This window comes from Paenibacillus sp. FSL H7-0756 (assembly GCF_038006765.1).
Lineage (GTDB): Bacteria > Bacillota > Bacilli > Paenibacillales > Paenibacillaceae > Paenibacillus_AQ.
Genome location: NZ_JBBOVT010000001.1, coordinates 789,007 through 803,730, shown reverse-complemented (window position 1 = coordinate 803,730; position 14,724 = coordinate 789,007). Strand labels below are relative to the sequence as shown.

Sequence of the window (14,724 nt, the reverse complement as noted above, 5' to 3'; positions counted from 1 at the left end):
AGGTTTTTTAGTGAGAGAGAGTTTATAGCCTTGCCGCTTGAATACATAGAGCTAGACGTTCGATATTCGCTTGCGGCGGCTGCTTACGGACTTCCGGTTAGGCTTCAACCGGCCATAGGCCACAGCATAACGGTGGATTCTGCGGTAAATTGCTTTGTTCGGGAACAATTTGAAGACAATGATGGAGGGTAAGGTGTTTACTTCAAGCAGCCATAGATCGTGATGCTGGTCGATGGCTACATCAAGCCCCAGCTCCTTAAGACCTGGATAAGCCGTTTCGAGCTGAGCTCCGATCCGGACGCCCAGAGATTTGAGCTGCTGGGTAGTCGCAGACAGTTCGTCACTGGTCATATGCTCCTTGAACAGGGTATCTACCGGAAAAACACTGCCCCCGCTGTGATAATTCGTGATTACCTTCTGCGGTGCGGCGACCCTTCCAAGCATGCCCGTAGTCTCCCAGCTGCCCTGGGGATTCTTCTGGGTAAGCACCCGCAGGTCGAAGGGACGATCCTGATGCTGCAGCAGATCAATGCCCTGCTGGACCAGATAGCTGCGGTCTCTAATCCGTGGTACCAGTGCGGCATGAAGCTCTTCGGGGCTATTAAAGACCTCGGCGTCCTTCGCATACCTGAGAATATACATCAGCTTCGGCTCTGCCGGTACTTCTGCTTCACTGTCCGGAGCAGCTGTCACCGGTTCACGTGTCTCCGGCTGCTGTCCACTGGGACTTAGGTGTACAATCCTCTGCTCGGCTCTCATTACTCCGCTGCCATAGGTGCCGCGGTCGGGCTTTATATATACCGTGCCGTGCAGATGAAGCATTTCTTTCAGATCCTCCAGGCTGTATTTGCGCGTTTCCGGGATATAGACCGAGAGCTGACGGTTTTGCAGAATGACTTTCGTTTTTGCCCATTTGCTGGACACGCGTTGAATCCTCATGTTCTGCCTCCGTTTCTTTATTCATAGCGAATTTTCAGGACAAGAAAGCAAAATAATGTTATAATATAAGGATATGAGATTATGCTTTTTGGGACGAAAACAGGGGCATGAAGCCAATTCTCTTGTCTCTACAGTCTATGTACTGAAGACAGCTGCGGAGAGGGCGTATACCCTTATCCGTACTAAAAGAAAATCAATATAGACGATAACAGGCTATCATGTTTAATTGTGCTGGTTTTGTGAAAGTAATATAATATAGGGTAGCGGTTTTTAACTGAAGGAGGTCCACCAACTCATGGCTGAACAAAATAACCCGCAAGTCAAAGATCGGGACATTGGCGTGGAAATGCGCGAATCCTTTATGGATTACGCAATGAGCATCATTGTAAGCCGGGCTTTGCCGGATGTGCGGGATGGACTTAAGCCTGTTCACCGACGCATTTTGTTTGCGATGTCGGAACTTGGTATGTCCTCGGATAAGCCACATAAGAAGTCGGCTAGAATCGTCGGTGAGGTTATCGGTAAGTATCATCCTCACGGTGACTCAGCAGTCTATGAAACAATGGTACGTATGGCACAGGACTTCTCCATGCGCTATATGCTTGTAGACGGTCATGGTAACTTCGGTTCCATAGACGGAGATATGGCGGCTGCAATGCGTTATACAGAAGCACGTTTGTCCAAAATTGCCGGAGAAATGCTCCGTGACCTGAACAAGGAGACCGTTGACTTCGCGCCTAACTATGACGGTGAAGAGAACGAGCCTGTAGTCTTGCCGGCGCGTTATCCCAATCTGCTGGTTAATGGTGTAGGCGGGATTGCGGTGGGGATGGCAACCAATATTCCTCCGCATAATCTCGGTGAGGTAATTGACGGTGTGCAGGCGATGATCAAGAATCCTGATATTACGCCTATGGAGCTTATGGAATATATTCAAGGCCCGGATTTCCCGACGGCCGGATATATTCTGGGCCGTGAAGGCATCCGTCAGGCCTACCGCACTGGACGCGGATCGGTTACTATGCGTGCCAAAGCGGTTATTGAAGAGAATAACGGCAAGGCCCGGATTATTGTGCATGAGCTTCCTTACCAGGTCAATAAGGCCCGGCTCGTGGAGAAGATTGCGGAACTGGTGCGTGAGAAGCGCATCGAGGGCATTACGGATCTGCGTGATGAGTCTGACCGTAACGGAATGCGCGTAGTGGTTGAAATGAGACGGGATGTGAATCCGAGCGTTGTACTCAACAATCTCTACAAGCATACTTCCATGCAGTCCACCTTCGGGATCAACATGCTGGCTATTGTCAACAATGAACCGAAGATTCTGAATCTGCGCGATGTACTGTATCACTATCTGCAGCATCAGATCGAAGTCATCCGCCGCCGGACAATCTTCGACCTTAAGAAGGCGGAAGCACGGGCGCATATTCTGGAAGGGCTGCGTATTGCCCTGGATCATTTGGATGAAGTCATTGCCCTGATCCGCGCCTCACGCACAACCGACATTGCCCGGGAAGGTCTGATGGAGACCTTCAGTCTGAGCGTAGAGCAGGCCCAGGCGATCCTCGATATGCGGATGCAGCGACTGACCGGTCTGGAACGTGAGAAGATCGAGAATGAATATAACGAGCTGTTGGCCAAAATAGCCGAATACCGTGAGATTCTGGCCAATGAGCATCTCGTGCTGGATATTATCAGCAATGAGCTGCAGGAGATCCGGGATAAATACTCCGATGACCGCCGTACAGAAATCACCGTTGGGGAAGAAAGCATCCTCGACGAGGATCTGATTCCGCGTGAAGAGGTTGTCATCACGATTACCCACACCGGTTATATCAAACGTCTTCCGGTCAACACCTACCGCAGCCAGAAGCGCGGCGGACGCGGTGTCATCGGGATGGACACCAAGGACCAGGACTTTGTGGAGCATCTCTTCGTGAGTAACTCCCATAACTACCTGATGTTCTTCACTGATAAGGGTAAGGTGTACCGGATTAAGGCCTATGAGATTCCGGAGCTTGGACGGACTGCCCGGGGAACGCCGATCATCAACCTGATTCAAATCGAGCAGGGCGAGAAGATCAGCGCGGTCATCCAGGTGGAGGAAGCGGACAGTGACAAGTACCTGTTCTTCGCTACCCGTGAGGGGATTGTGAAGAAGACGCCTCTGGAGGATTACAACAACATCCGTAAGGGTGGTCTGATTGCAATCAATCTCCGTGAGGAGGATTCACTGATTGAGGTGAAGCTGACGGATGGTGAGCAGAATCTGATAATCGGTACTGCACGCGGAATGTCGATTACCTTCTCGGAGAATGATGTACGTTCCATGGGCCGCAGTGCTACGGGGGTTAAGGGGATCACGCTTGATTCCAATGACCATGTTATTGGCATGGACTGCGTAGACCAGGAGCTTGAGGTACTGATCGTAACCACCAAGGGCTATGGTAAGCGGACACCTGCTGCTGACTACCGGTCCCAGACCCGCGGGGGTAAAGGTATCAAGACTATTAACCTTACGGATAAGAACGGGCCGGTTGTCGGGCTGAAGGTCGTCAAGCAGGACGAGGACTTGATGATTATTACGACCAGCGGTACCCTGATCCGTACCAGCATGGACGGAATATCCACCATGGGCCGTTATGCGCAGGGTGTTAAGCTGATTAACATCCGTGAGGATGATGCTGTAGCTACACTATGCAGAGCGGACAAAGAGGATGAAGAGCTGTCTGAGCATGAGGACGGCGAAGACATTCAAGGAGCTCCTGTAGAAGGCGAAGGCGGTATTGAAGCCAGCCAGCCTGAAGCGGATGCCTTGAACGAAGAAGACAACCTCGAATAAGAATTGCAAGAGAGCATGGATTTCTGATATATAGAAATCCATGCTCTTTTTTTATACCCTATCAACTGATGAACGGGGAATTCTCTATCTAGCCGCTTCCCCTGTTCCATACTATAATTAGAGAATTACAGGTGTCACCGACATAAAGGGGCTTAGGCTAATGCCAAACATATCCGTTGGAGAGATTAAAGCGGGTTCAAAGATTATAAAGGATGTAATTACTCCTTTAGGAGGGGTATTGTTCGGGAAGGGCAAGATCATTCTCCCCCGGGATATTGAGATTTTGCAGGCTTTTTTAATCGGACAGGTTGAGATTGAAGGGGCTCAAGGGGAAGACAAACCGGCAGAGAGCGCTAAACCGGCAGTGAAGCAGCAAGCGGCCAAGGCAGGTGCTCTGATTAATGAATCAGTGCTGGCCAAGAGTAATTCTCCGCTTCACGATGAGTATGAGAAAATGCTGGTGCTTATCAAGCAAAGCTACCGTGCAGCGGCCGCTGCGGCTCTTCCGATCTTCGAACTGCGGAGTCAGCTGGAGCTGCTGATTACCCATTTGAAAGATTACCATGTCTTAAAGTTTGCTCCGCGTGTGCTAATTGACCAGGAATATAACTATCATAATGCTGTTTTGTCTGCCTTGACCTCCTACCGAATTGCCCAGTGGTGCGGATATCCGCAGAAGGACTGGATGCAGGCTGCTTTTGCCGGCTTGCTGCACGATATAGGTAACATTAAGGTAGACGAAGCGCTGCTGCAGAAACCAACCCCTCTAAGCGGTGCAGAGATTGACGAGGTACGCAGGCACACTACATACGGTTATCAGTTGCTGCGCAATGTTACAGCCATTAACGAAGGGGTAAGACTCGCCGCCTTGCAGCACCATGAGAAGATAGACGGTTCAGGGTATCCGCTTAGGCTGGATGGCAGCCAGATTCATTTCTACGCCAAGATTGTGGCAGTCGCCGATATCTTCCATGCCATGACGCTGGGAAAAGCCTACAGAAAGGCACAGTCGCCATATCTGGTATTGGAGCAGCTGCAGAAGGAGAGCTTCGGGAAGCTCGATCCGGTAATCGTACAGACCTTCATTCAAAAGACGACAGACCTATATAACGGTACACGGATACGGCTCAGCGATGGACGTCACGGGGAAATCATCTTTACCGATCGTAACAACCCGACAAGACCCATGATTCAAGTTGAAGGAAACATCGTTAATCTGATCAATGAACGGGAGCTGCACATTCAGGAGATTATTGCTTAAGTACGCGGACAGAGGAGTAGAGCTATGCTAACTTACTTGCCGGACTAAGGGCGGTTAGGGAAGCGTAGCTTTTTAGAGAGTGAAATAGAAATAAAAGCTTGCAATGAATCTCTATCCGTGATATATTCTATTTCTGGCCGCGAAACATCAACGCCGAGCTCGAAAAGAAGTTAAAAAAGAGCTTGCATTGATCGGCTGGATGTGATATATTATAAGAGTTGCTGGTGACGCAGTGAGCGGCGCTGACAACGAGCTTGATCTTTGAAAACTGAACAACGAGTGAGTATCTGGAGATCACTTCGGTGAGATCCAAAAATGAGAATGTAAATTCTCGTCAGATGTTTCAAAATGAGCAATCGCTCTTTCTAAATACCAATTTGGAGAGTTTGATCCTGGCTCAGGACGAACGCTGGCGGCGTGCCTAATACATGCAAGTCGAGCGGAGTTTGAGAGGAAGCTTGCTTCCTTTCAAACTTAGCGGCGGACGGGTGAGTAACACGTAGGCAACCTGCCCTCAAGCCTGGGATAACTACCGGAAACGGTAGCTAATACCGGATAATTTCTTTCTTCTCCTGAGGAGAGAATGAAAGGCGGAGCAATCTGCTGCTTGGGGATGGGCCTGCGGCGCATTAGCTAGTTGGTGGGGTAACGGCCCACCAAGGCGACGATGCGTAGCCGACCTGAGAGGGTGAACGGCCACACTGGGACTGAGACACGGCCCAGACTCCTACGGGAGGCAGCAGTAGGGAATCTTCCGCAATGGGCGCAAGCCTGACGGAGCAACGCCGCGTGAGTGATGAAGGTTTTCGGATCGTAAAGCTCTGTTGCCAGGGAAGAACGTCCGGTAGAGTAACTGCTACCGGAGTGACGGTACCTGAGAAGAAAGCCCCGGCTAACTACGTGCCAGCAGCCGCGGTAATACGTAGGGGGCAAGCGTTGTCCGGAATTATTGGGCGTAAAGCGCGCGCAGGCGGTTATTTAAGTCTGGTGTTTAAACCTTGGGCTCAACCTGAGGTCGCACTGGAAACTGGGTGACTTGAGTACAGAAGAGGAAAGTGGAATTCCACGTGTAGCGGTGAAATGCGTAGATATGTGGAGGAACACCAGTGGCGAAGGCGACTTTCTGGGCTGTAACTGACGCTGAGGCGCGAAAGCGTGGGGAGCAAACAGGATTAGATACCCTGGTAGTCCACGCCGTAAACGATGAGTGCTAGGTGTTAGGGGTTTCGATACCCTTGGTGCCGAAGTTAACACAGTAAGCACTCCGCCTGGGGAGTACGGTCGCAAGACTGAAACTCAAAGGAATTGACGGGGACCCGCACAAGCAGTGGAGTATGTGGTTTAATTCGAAGCAACGCGAAGAACCTTACCAGGTCTTGACATCCAACTAACGAAGCAGAGATGCATCAGGTGCCCTTCGGGGAAAGTTGAGACAGGTGGTGCATGGTTGTCGTCAGCTCGTGTCGTGAGATGTTGGGTTAAGTCCCGCAACGAGCGCAACCCTTGACTTTAGTTGCCAGCAGGTTGAGCTGGGCACTCTAGAGTGACTGCCGGTGACAAACCGGAGGAAGGTGGGGATGACGTCAAATCATCATGCCCCTTATGACCTGGGCTACACACGTACTACAATGGCCGGTACAACGGGAAGCGAAGCCGCGAGGTGGAGCCAATCCCAGCAAAGCCGGTCTCAGTTCGGATTGCAGGCTGCAACTCGCCTGCATGAAGTCGGAATTGCTAGTAATCGCGGATCAGCATGCCGCGGTGAATACGTTCCCGGGTCTTGTACACACCGCCCGTCACACCACGAGAGTTTACAACACCCGAAGTCGGTGGGGTAACCCGCAAGGGAGCCAGCCGCCGAAGGTGGGGTAGATGATTGGGGTGAAGTCGTAACAAGGTAGCCGTATCGGAAGGTGCGGCTGGATCACCTCCTTTCTATGGAGAATCGTTTCCTGCAACGGAAACATTCAAATCGGAAGCTTCGCTTCCAAACCAATCAGGTTTAGGCCTGTTACTCACTCGTTGGTCAGTTTTGAGAGTTTAAGCTCTCATCTTTACCTTTGATCCTTGAAAACTGGATACCGAAACGAATTTGCGTTTTAGAACATTCCTTTAAGCTGAACTTGTGTAAACAAGTTTTGAATTAATGGCGATGCTACGATGATCTTGATGGAAATACAGACGTTGAAGAAATTCATTGTCCGATAGTTTCCTGACGGAAAAATCGAGGTTAAGCTACTAAGAGCACACGGAGGATGCCTAGGCGCCAGGAGCCGACGAAGGACGTGGCGAACAACGAAACTGCCTCGGGGAGCTGTAAGCAAGCTTTGATCCGGGGGTGTCCGAATGGGGAAACCCAGCTGTGGTAATTCGCAGTTACTCGTATCTGAATACATAGGATACGCAGAGGCAGACCAGGGGAACTGAAACATCTAAGTACCCTGAGGAAGAGAAAACAATAGTGATTCCGTCAGTAGCGGCGAGCGAACGCGGAACAGCCTAAACCAAGAGGCTTGCCTCTTGGGGTTGTGGGACGTCTCACATGGAGTTACAAAGGAATATGGTAGGCGAAGAGGTCTGGAAAGGCCCGCGATAGAGGTAAAAGCCCTGTAGCCGAAATGGTATTCTCTCCGAGACGGATCCCGAGTAGTGCGGGGCACGTGAAACCCCGTATGAATCCAGCAGGACCATCTGCTAAGGCTAAATACTACCTGGCGACCGATAGTGAAACAGTACCGTGAGGGAAAGGTGAAAAGCACCCCGGAAGGGGAGTGAAATAGAACCTGAAACCGTGTGCTTACAAAAAGTCAGAGCCCTTTTTATGGGTGATGGCGTGCCTTTTGTAGAATGAACCGGCGAGTTACGTTTAACATGCAAGGTTAAGGTGAGAAGCCGGAGCCGCAGCGAAAGCGAGTCTGAATAGGGCGATTTAGTATGTGGACGTAGACCCGAAACCGTGTGATCTACCCCTGTCCAGGGTGAAGGTGCGGTAACACGCACTGGAGGCCCGAACCCACGCATGTTGAAAAATGCGGGGATGAGGTGGGGGTAGCGGAGAAATTCCAATCGAACTCGGAGATAGCTGGTTCTCCCCGAAATAGCTTTAGGGCTAGCCTCGGTGAATGGAGTGGTGGAGGTAGAGCACTGATTGGGTGCGGGGCCCGCAAGGGTTACCAAGCTCAGTCAAACTCCGAATGCCATTTACTTCTTGCCGGGAGTCAGACAGTGAGTGCTAAGATCCATTGTCAAAAGGGAAACAGCCCAGACCATCAGCTAAGGTCCCCAAGTGTGTGTTAAGTGGGAAAGGATGTGGAGTTGCACAGACAACCAGGATGTTGGCTTAGAAGCAGCCACCATTGAAAGAGTGCGTAATAGCTCACTGGTCGAGTGACTCTGCGCCGAAAATGTAACGGGGCTAAACACACCACCGAAGCTATGGCTAGATGCTTTGCATCTGGGGTAGGGGAGCGTTGTATGTGGGTTGAAGGTGTACCGTAAGGAGCGCTGGACAGCATACAAGTGAGAATGCCGGTATGAGTAACGAAAAGATCAGTGAGAATCTGATCCGCCGAAAGCCCAAGGTTTCCTGAGGAAGGCTCGTCCGCTCAGGGTAAGTCGGGACCTAAGGCGAGGCCGAAAGGCGTAGTCGAAGGACAACAGTTTGAAATTACTGTACCACCGTAATCCGCTATGAGCGATGGGGTGACGCAGGAGGGTAGTGACGCGGACTGATGGATGTCCGTCTAAGCAGTGAGGCTGGTGTGTAGGCAAATCCGCACACCGTAAGGCTGGGCTGTGATGGGGAGCGAAAATTACAGTAGCGAAGGTCATGATCTCACACTGCCAAGAAAAGCCTCTAGTCAGGAGAAGGTGCCCGTACCGCAAACCGACACAGGTAGGCGAGAAGAGAATTCTAAGGCGCGCGGAAGAACTCTCGTTAAGGAACTCGGCAAAATGACCCCGTAACTTCGGGAGAAGGGGTGCCTCGGTAGGGTGAATAGCCCGAGGGGGCCGCAGTGAAAAGGCCCAAGCGACTGTTTAGCAAAAACACAGGTCTGTGCGAAGCCGTAAGGCGAAGTATACGGGCTGACGCCTGCCCGGTGCTGGAAGGTTAAGGGGAGCGGTTAGGGGTTAAACCCGAAGCTGTGAACCGAAGCCCCAGTAAACGGCGGCCGTAACTATAACGGTCCTAAGGTAGCGAAATTCCTTGTCAGGTAAATTCTGACCCGCACGAATGGCGTAACGACTTGGGCGCTGTCTCAACGAGAGATCCGGTGAAATTTTAATACCTGTGAAGATGCAGGTTACCCGCGACAAGACGGAAAGACCCCATGGAGCTTTACTGCAGCTTGATATTGAATTTGGGTACGATCTGTACAGGATAGGTGGGAGCCGTGGAGGCAGGAGCGCAAGCTTCTGCGGAGGCGCCGTTGGGATACCACCCTGATCGTATCTAGGTTCTAACCTAGTGCCCTTATCGGGTACGGGGACCGTGTCAGGCGGGCAGTTTGACTGGGGCGGTCGCCTCCTAAAGAGTAACGGAGGCGTTCAAAGGTTCCCTCAGAATGGTTGGAAATCATTCGCAGAGTGCAAAGGCATAAGGGAGCTTGACTGCGAGACCTACAAGTCGAGCAGGGACGAAAGTCGGACTTAGTGATCCGGTGGTACCGCATGGAAGGGCCATCGCTCAACGGATAAAAGCTACCCTGGGGATAACAGGCTTATCTCCCCCAAGAGTCCACATCGACGGGGAGGTTTGGCACCTCGATGTCGGCTCATCGCATCCTGGGGCTGAAGTAGGTCCCAAGGGTTGGGCTGTTCGCCCATTAAAGCGGTACGCGAGCTGGGTTCAGAACGTCGTGAGACAGTTCGGTCCCTATCTGTCGTGGGCGCAGGAAATTTGAGAGGAGCTGTCCTTAGTACGAGAGGACCGGGATGGACGTACCGCTGGTGCATCAGTTGTTCCGCCAGGAGCATGGCTGAGTAGCTACGTACGGACGGGATAAGCGCTGAAAGCATCTAAGCGTGAAGCCCCCCTCAAGATGAGATTTCCCAGTATGTAAGACCCCTTGAAGACGACGAGGTAGATAGGTTGGAGGTGGAAGTGCAGCAATGCATGGAGCTGACCAATACTAATCGGTCGAGGGCTTATCCAAAATTTCTATCACGCAGATTCGTTTCGGATTCAGTTTTCAGGAATCAAATTCCTGAAGCATTTACGCTGTAAATGCCCGTTTGGTGGCGATAGCGGAGGGGTTCCACACGTACCCATCCCGAACACGACCGTTAAGCCCTCCAGCGCCGATGGTACTTGGACCGAAGGGTCCTGGGAGAGTAGGACGTTGCCAAGCACACATGAGCCATTGTCGAATTGTCGACAATGGCTTTTTGGTATACCCGCATATATAAAAAGCGGGAAGGGGCAAGGAATTTTAATATAAAAACGCTTACAAACGAGTGACATTTTTGTTACCGACGAGGCGATGGTTCCAAGTATAATGGAAAAGTGCAATAAATAAGCAAAAGCCTTAATACGAATGAACTACGTATAAATTCTATCTTGGAATTTTCTTGCGTCTTTAGATGCATGGTAGAGGTAAGGAGGATTTAAGGTATGAAGCGAACCCAACCTTTGTGGATATTAGTTATTCTTTGTATAGTCGGAGCAATGCTGGTGGGTTGCAGCACGAAGGAGCCGGCATGGGAGACTTTTAACGGTGCACTTAATGAGGAAGACTTCCCCGTTCCCAAAGAGGCAAGCTCACCCGACAGAACAACTACAAACGTAGCCATGGACTATGTACGGTACTCCCTCCCGGGGATGAAGGAGAAGAACGGTGTGCCGGATCCTTATCTTGCAGCCATTAAGGCGTGGGGCTGGGAAGAGCAGGAACAGAAAGCAGACGATTCAGGGAGTTCACGTGTTTTTCAGAAAGAAGGACTTATTGTACACCTGACCGTGTATGACGACTATTTCATCGTGATGATTCCGAAGGAAAAGAAGGTCACCACTAAAGGCTTGAAGAACAGATAAAAAATCGCCGTCCGGTTATGGATGGCGATTTTTTGCGTGCATGCTGGGCCGCTTAAATACAGCGCTATGTATATCTGGTTGGATTACTGGGCGTAATAGGAGGCGTCTCCCGCACCAAACTTGAGCATCCCGTCTTTGGCTACACTTCTTAACCGCAGCAGCGCATACAGACGGGGGAGCAGCAGCCACAGGTGGCATACCGCCAGCGAAGCCGTGAAGGCGGGCGGAGCCCAGACGATGAAGAGTGCAGCTATACAGAGACCGATCCAGAGATTATGCAGCTGTACCGTGCGGAAGATGCCGTAATTGATATATTGATCAGGCATGTAACCGGGCCAGGGCAGGCGCAGGGACAATCTCCAGCGCTTGGCGATAGGGTGTCCGCTAATCACCAATACAGAGCGTGAGATGACATACTGAATCCACAGCATGACAGGTCCGGCTATAATCATGAACAGGATACTCAGCCAGGAGAGAAAGACACTTTCGAGTACAAGACATATAAACGGTAGGGTGATATAGACCCGCAGCAGGAAGGCTGTAATAGTAATTTTTTTGATAAGCTTGTATTGATAGAATGTAGCGGCACCTTTGGTGTTTGGTTCCATACCTGGAATTCGGACCTCCTCGCAAGTTCTCTTGTTATTATTATCGGCCTGCTCCTGCGTTTTATTAAACAACGGGTTCAGATTCACCGAATGGGTAGCAGGCGAATATATATATTTCAGGCTATGAAGGATTAGGAAAAAACTATGAAAAGGTTTAAAATGATAGAAGGTGTACCATACTGTTCTTAAAAGAGTCAAGGTGGGATGAAAATGGAACAGCAAACCGGGCAGGCCTGCATTATCTGCGGGCAGGAAAAGGAAGAAGGCATTGTGATTGTCTCGCATTTCATCTGTGAGGACTGTGAGAGTGAGATGGTGCGTACGGAGGCTGAGGATGTGAAGTACAACTTTTTCATTAGCCGGATGAAGAAGATCAATCTGCGTATGCATGCTTAATGAACGAATTGCAGTACCTGTAACAAGCAACATATAAAGAGCGGGCGGTGAATCTGTGTCGCGTTGGCTGCAAATACAAAGTTCCTCTTAACGGCTTCTCCGCCCTGACCGGGTGAGAGAGGCCGTTTTATTGCCTGTGCGGTCCTTTACGGAAGTGATAGGCGTTTGGGTGTATTTGCGTTAAAATAGATGGTAACCCCCAGGGGAGGAAGAATCTATGGACAAGCTACAGCCTGGCAGGGCACCTGTATACGAAATGCTGGAAAAATATAGACTTAAGGGTAATATATCTTATCATGTGCCGGGTCACAAGAACGGGGAGGCTTACCGGAGTACTGTCAGTGCAGAGAGTGCGGGGTATCTCACGGAAGTGATGCGTTACGATGTGACGGAAATTACCGGAACGGATGACCTTCATCATCCGGAAGGGGTAATAAGAGAAGCGCAGGAGCTGGCCGCAGACTGTTATGGAGCGGAGGAGAGCTATATGTTGGTAGGCGGCAGCACCGCGGGTAATCTGGCACTGATCCTGACGGTCTGTGCTGAGCCCGGAAGGCTGCTTCTTTTGCAGCGCAACGTCCACAAGTCCGTTATTCATGGACTGATGCTGGCAGGAGCGCGTGCAGTCTTCCTGGAGCCGGAGATTGATCCGGGCAGCGGACTCGCCGTGGCTCCGTCTGCTGAGACGGTGCAGGCGGCGCTGAATGCCTATCCGGAGGCAGCCGGCGTTCTGGTCACTATGCCGAACTACTACGGCATGGGCATTGACCTTGCGCCCCTCGCGCAGGCCTGTCACGCCAGCGGCGTGCCGCTGCTGGTGGATGAGGCGCACGGGGCGCATTACGGGCAGCACCCGGCGCTTCCGGCCGGGGCACTTGCGGGGGGCGCGGACGGCGTGGTGCAGTCCACGCATAAGATGCTGACGGCGCTGACAATGGGCGCCATGCTGCATGTGCAAGGGCCATGGCTTGACCGCGCGCTGCTGCGGCAGCGCCTGGCCATGGTGCAGAGCTCCAGCCCATCGTACCCCGTGATGGCTTCGCTCGATCTGGCCCGGCGCCTGCTGCACAGCCAGGGCGCCGGTGCCTTCACGGCGGGGCTCGCCGCCGTGGATGTCCTGCGGCGCGGCCTGGCGGCGCTGCCGCGCTTCGGGCTGCTGCAGCCGGCTTCGCTGCAGCAGCCTGTCTGCGGCGGGGCCAGCGCCGCAGGAGTGAGTACGCCGCCGCTGCGCGGGGCGGCGTACGTGACCCAGGACCCCTTTAAGGCGGTCATATATGACGCCGCAGGGGTCCTGGGGGGCTTCGAGCTGCAGCGCAGGCTCGAAGGGAGGGGAATCGTGCCGGAGATGAGCGACGACCGGCACGTGGTACTGGCCTTCAGCCTCGGCTCGAAGGCTGAAGAGGCAGCTGCGCTGCTGACAGCGCTGCAGGACATTGCGGCGCAGACTACCTTGGCAGCGCCGCAGACAGGCGGGACCGCAGCCCATTCAGACCGTGAACCTACCGCTGGACGCGGCCAGTCTACTTACACGGACACCGCAGCTCCTGCTCCCCAAGGCGGAGAATCCTTCTCCAGCACACGGACCGCAGCCCAGTCAGCCTCATATAATAGCAGAGGAGGGGACTCAACCTTCTCTGCCAATATTTCCACGTGGAACAATTTCGATATTCCGGCGGTATCAGCTCCGGTTGCGTTCTCTACCCGGCCGGTGGCTGCCGGTGAGACAGAGAGCATAGAGCTTGAGGCAAGTGAGGGCAGGATTGCGGCAGAGATGGTTATTCCTTATCCGCCAGGCATTCCGCTCTTATATCCCGGAGAGTGCATTACAGCGTCTGTCTGTGACAGGCTGATCCGCCTGCGTACAGGCGGGGCGAAATTCCAGGCCTGTGCTGATCCGGCCTTACAGCATATTAAGGTATACAACATTCAGAAGGGCGGAGAAGTATAAGTGAAGCGAGAAGGATTCTTCATTACACTGGAGGGAGGCGACGGCTCCGGCAAAACAACCGTACTAGGCAGGGTGGCAGCTTATCTGCAGAACCATTCCATGCCCTACTTAATCACCCGTGAGCCGGGAGGGATTGAGATTGCCGAGAAGATCCGCTCTATTATCCTCGACCCGGCACATACGGCAATGGATGCCCGGACAGAGGCACTCCTGTATGCGGCGGCAAGAAGCCAGCATCTGGCGGAAGTAGTCGAGCCTGCTTTGCAGGAGGGAATTACTGTGCTCTGCGACCGTTTTGTAGACAGCAGCCTAGTCTATCAAGGGTACGCCAGAGGGCTGGGCATCGAAGAGGTGTGGGGGATTAACCGGTTTGCAACTGGCGGGAGAATGCCTGATCTTACCTTTTACCTGGATGTAGATCCCGAGGTGGGTCTGTCCCGGATTGCCGCCAATCAGAACCGGGAAGTGAACCGGCTGGATCTGGAGAGCCTTGAGTTCCACCAGAAGGTGCGGGCGGGCTATGAGCTGGTTAACAGCTCCAATCTGGAGCGGATTGTAGTGCTTGATGCCAATCGTCCCATCCATATGGTGGAGCAGGATATTGTAGGTGTGCTGAAGGACAGGATATTAAAGGATTTCTAAGGTGTTTTGTCAAATAAACAATAGAGGTATAATGATTGAACAGGGCTTCTCTGC

General features: G+C 52.2%; 8 protein-coding genes and 3 rRNA genes. 9 read left to right on the top strand and 2 right to left on the bottom strand.

Features of this window, described 5'->3' with window-relative positions:
* Positions 1–51 precede the first annotated feature (51 nt).
* Positions 52–939: a YheC/YheD family protein gene (locus tag NST04_RS03545; RefSeq protein ID WP_341183172.1), complete on the bottom strand. Its 888-nt coding sequence runs from the start codon at positions 937–939 to the stop codon at positions 52–54.
* A gap of 295 nt (positions 940–1,234) precedes the next feature.
* On the opposite strand from NST04_RS03545, the gene gyrA reads away from it, so the two are divergent.
* The 6 genes from gyrA to NST04_RS03515 all read left to right on the top strand — a co-directional run bounded on the left by gyrA (position 1,235) and on the right by NST04_RS03515 (position 11,076).
* Positions 1,235–3,781, top strand: a complete 2,547-nt coding sequence (gene gyrA / locus NST04_RS03540) for a DNA gyrase subunit A (RefSeq protein ID WP_341183171.1) — start codon at positions 1,235–1,237, stop codon at positions 3,779–3,781.
* 160 nt (positions 3,782–3,941) lie between these two features.
* Positions 3,942–5,042 (top strand): HD-GYP domain-containing protein, encoded by a 1,101-nt coding sequence (locus NST04_RS03535; RefSeq protein WP_341183170.1) that lies wholly within the window; start codon positions 3,942–3,944, stop codon positions 5,040–5,042.
* A 374-nt stretch (positions 5,043–5,416) separates the two neighbouring features.
* Positions 5,417–6,977 (top strand): 16S ribosomal RNA (locus tag NST04_RS03530).
* A 293-nt stretch (positions 6,978–7,270) separates the two neighbouring features.
* Positions 7,271–10,198: ribosomal RNA gene (locus NST04_RS03525) — 23S ribosomal RNA — on the top strand.
* Positions 10,199–10,276: 78 nt separating this feature from the next.
* Positions 10,277–10,393: ribosomal RNA gene (rrf, locus tag NST04_RS03520) — 5S ribosomal RNA — on the top strand.
* Together the 16S, 23S and 5S rRNA genes form the textbook arrangement of a ribosomal RNA operon.
* A gap of 263 nt (positions 10,394–10,656) precedes the next feature.
* Entirely contained in the window at positions 10,657–11,076 is a 420-nt protein-coding gene (locus NST04_RS03515; RefSeq protein WP_341183169.1) for a hypothetical protein, read from the top strand.
* A gap of 83 nt (positions 11,077–11,159) precedes the next feature.
* Here NST04_RS03515 and NST04_RS03510 read toward each other — a convergent pair whose 3' ends face one another.
* Positions 11,160–11,684 (bottom strand): hypothetical protein, encoded by a 525-nt coding sequence (locus NST04_RS03510; RefSeq protein WP_341183168.1) that lies wholly within the window; start codon positions 11,682–11,684, stop codon positions 11,160–11,162.
* A 210-nt stretch (positions 11,685–11,894) separates the two neighbouring features.
* Between NST04_RS03510 and NST04_RS03505 the strand changes: the two genes are divergently transcribed.
* The 3 genes from NST04_RS03505 to tmk all read left to right on the top strand — a co-directional run bounded on the left by NST04_RS03505 (position 11,895) and on the right by tmk (position 14,670).
* Entirely contained in the window at positions 11,895–12,080 is a 186-nt protein-coding gene (locus NST04_RS03505; protein ID WP_036696352.1) for a sigma factor G inhibitor Gin, read from the top strand.
* Between the two features lie 217 nt (positions 12,081–12,297).
* Positions 12,298–14,028 carry an aminotransferase class I/II-fold pyridoxal phosphate-dependent enzyme gene (locus NST04_RS03500; RefSeq protein ID WP_341183167.1) on the top strand — a complete coding sequence of 577 codons (1,731 nt, stop codon included), beginning with the start codon at positions 12,298–12,300 and terminating at the stop codon, positions 14,026–14,028.
* Positions 14,029–14,670 (top strand): dTMP kinase, encoded by a 642-nt coding sequence (gene tmk, locus NST04_RS03495; RefSeq protein WP_341183166.1) that lies wholly within the window; start codon positions 14,029–14,031, stop codon positions 14,668–14,670.
* The last annotated feature ends 54 nt before the right edge of the window (positions 14,671–14,724 follow it).

Bases quoted from the DNA above. Each gene is read 5' to 3' on its own strand.
- gyrA (WP_341183171.1), top strand. From the start codon at position 1,235: ATGGCTGAACAAAATAACCCGCAAGTCAAAGATCGGGACATTGGCGTG.
- NST04_RS03545 (WP_341183172.1), bottom strand. From the start codon at position 939: ATGAGGATTCAACGCGTGTCCAGCAAATGGGCAAAAACGAAAGTCATT.
- NST04_RS03515 (WP_341183169.1), top strand. From the start codon at position 10,657: ATGAAGCGAACCCAACCTTTGTGGATATTAGTTATTCTTTGTATAGTC.
- NST04_RS03535 (WP_341183170.1), top strand. From the start codon at position 3,942: ATGCCAAACATATCCGTTGGAGAGATTAAAGCGGGTTCAAAGATTATA.
- NST04_RS03505 (WP_036696352.1), top strand. From the start codon at position 11,895: ATGGAACAGCAAACCGGGCAGGCCTGCATTATCTGCGGGCAGGAAAAG.
- NST04_RS03500 (WP_341183167.1), top strand. From the start codon at position 12,298: ATGGACAAGCTACAGCCTGGCAGGGCACCTGTATACGAAATGCTGGAA.
- NST04_RS03510 (WP_341183168.1), bottom strand. From the start codon at position 11,684: ATGGAACCAAACACCAAAGGTGCCGCTACATTCTATCAATACAAGCTT.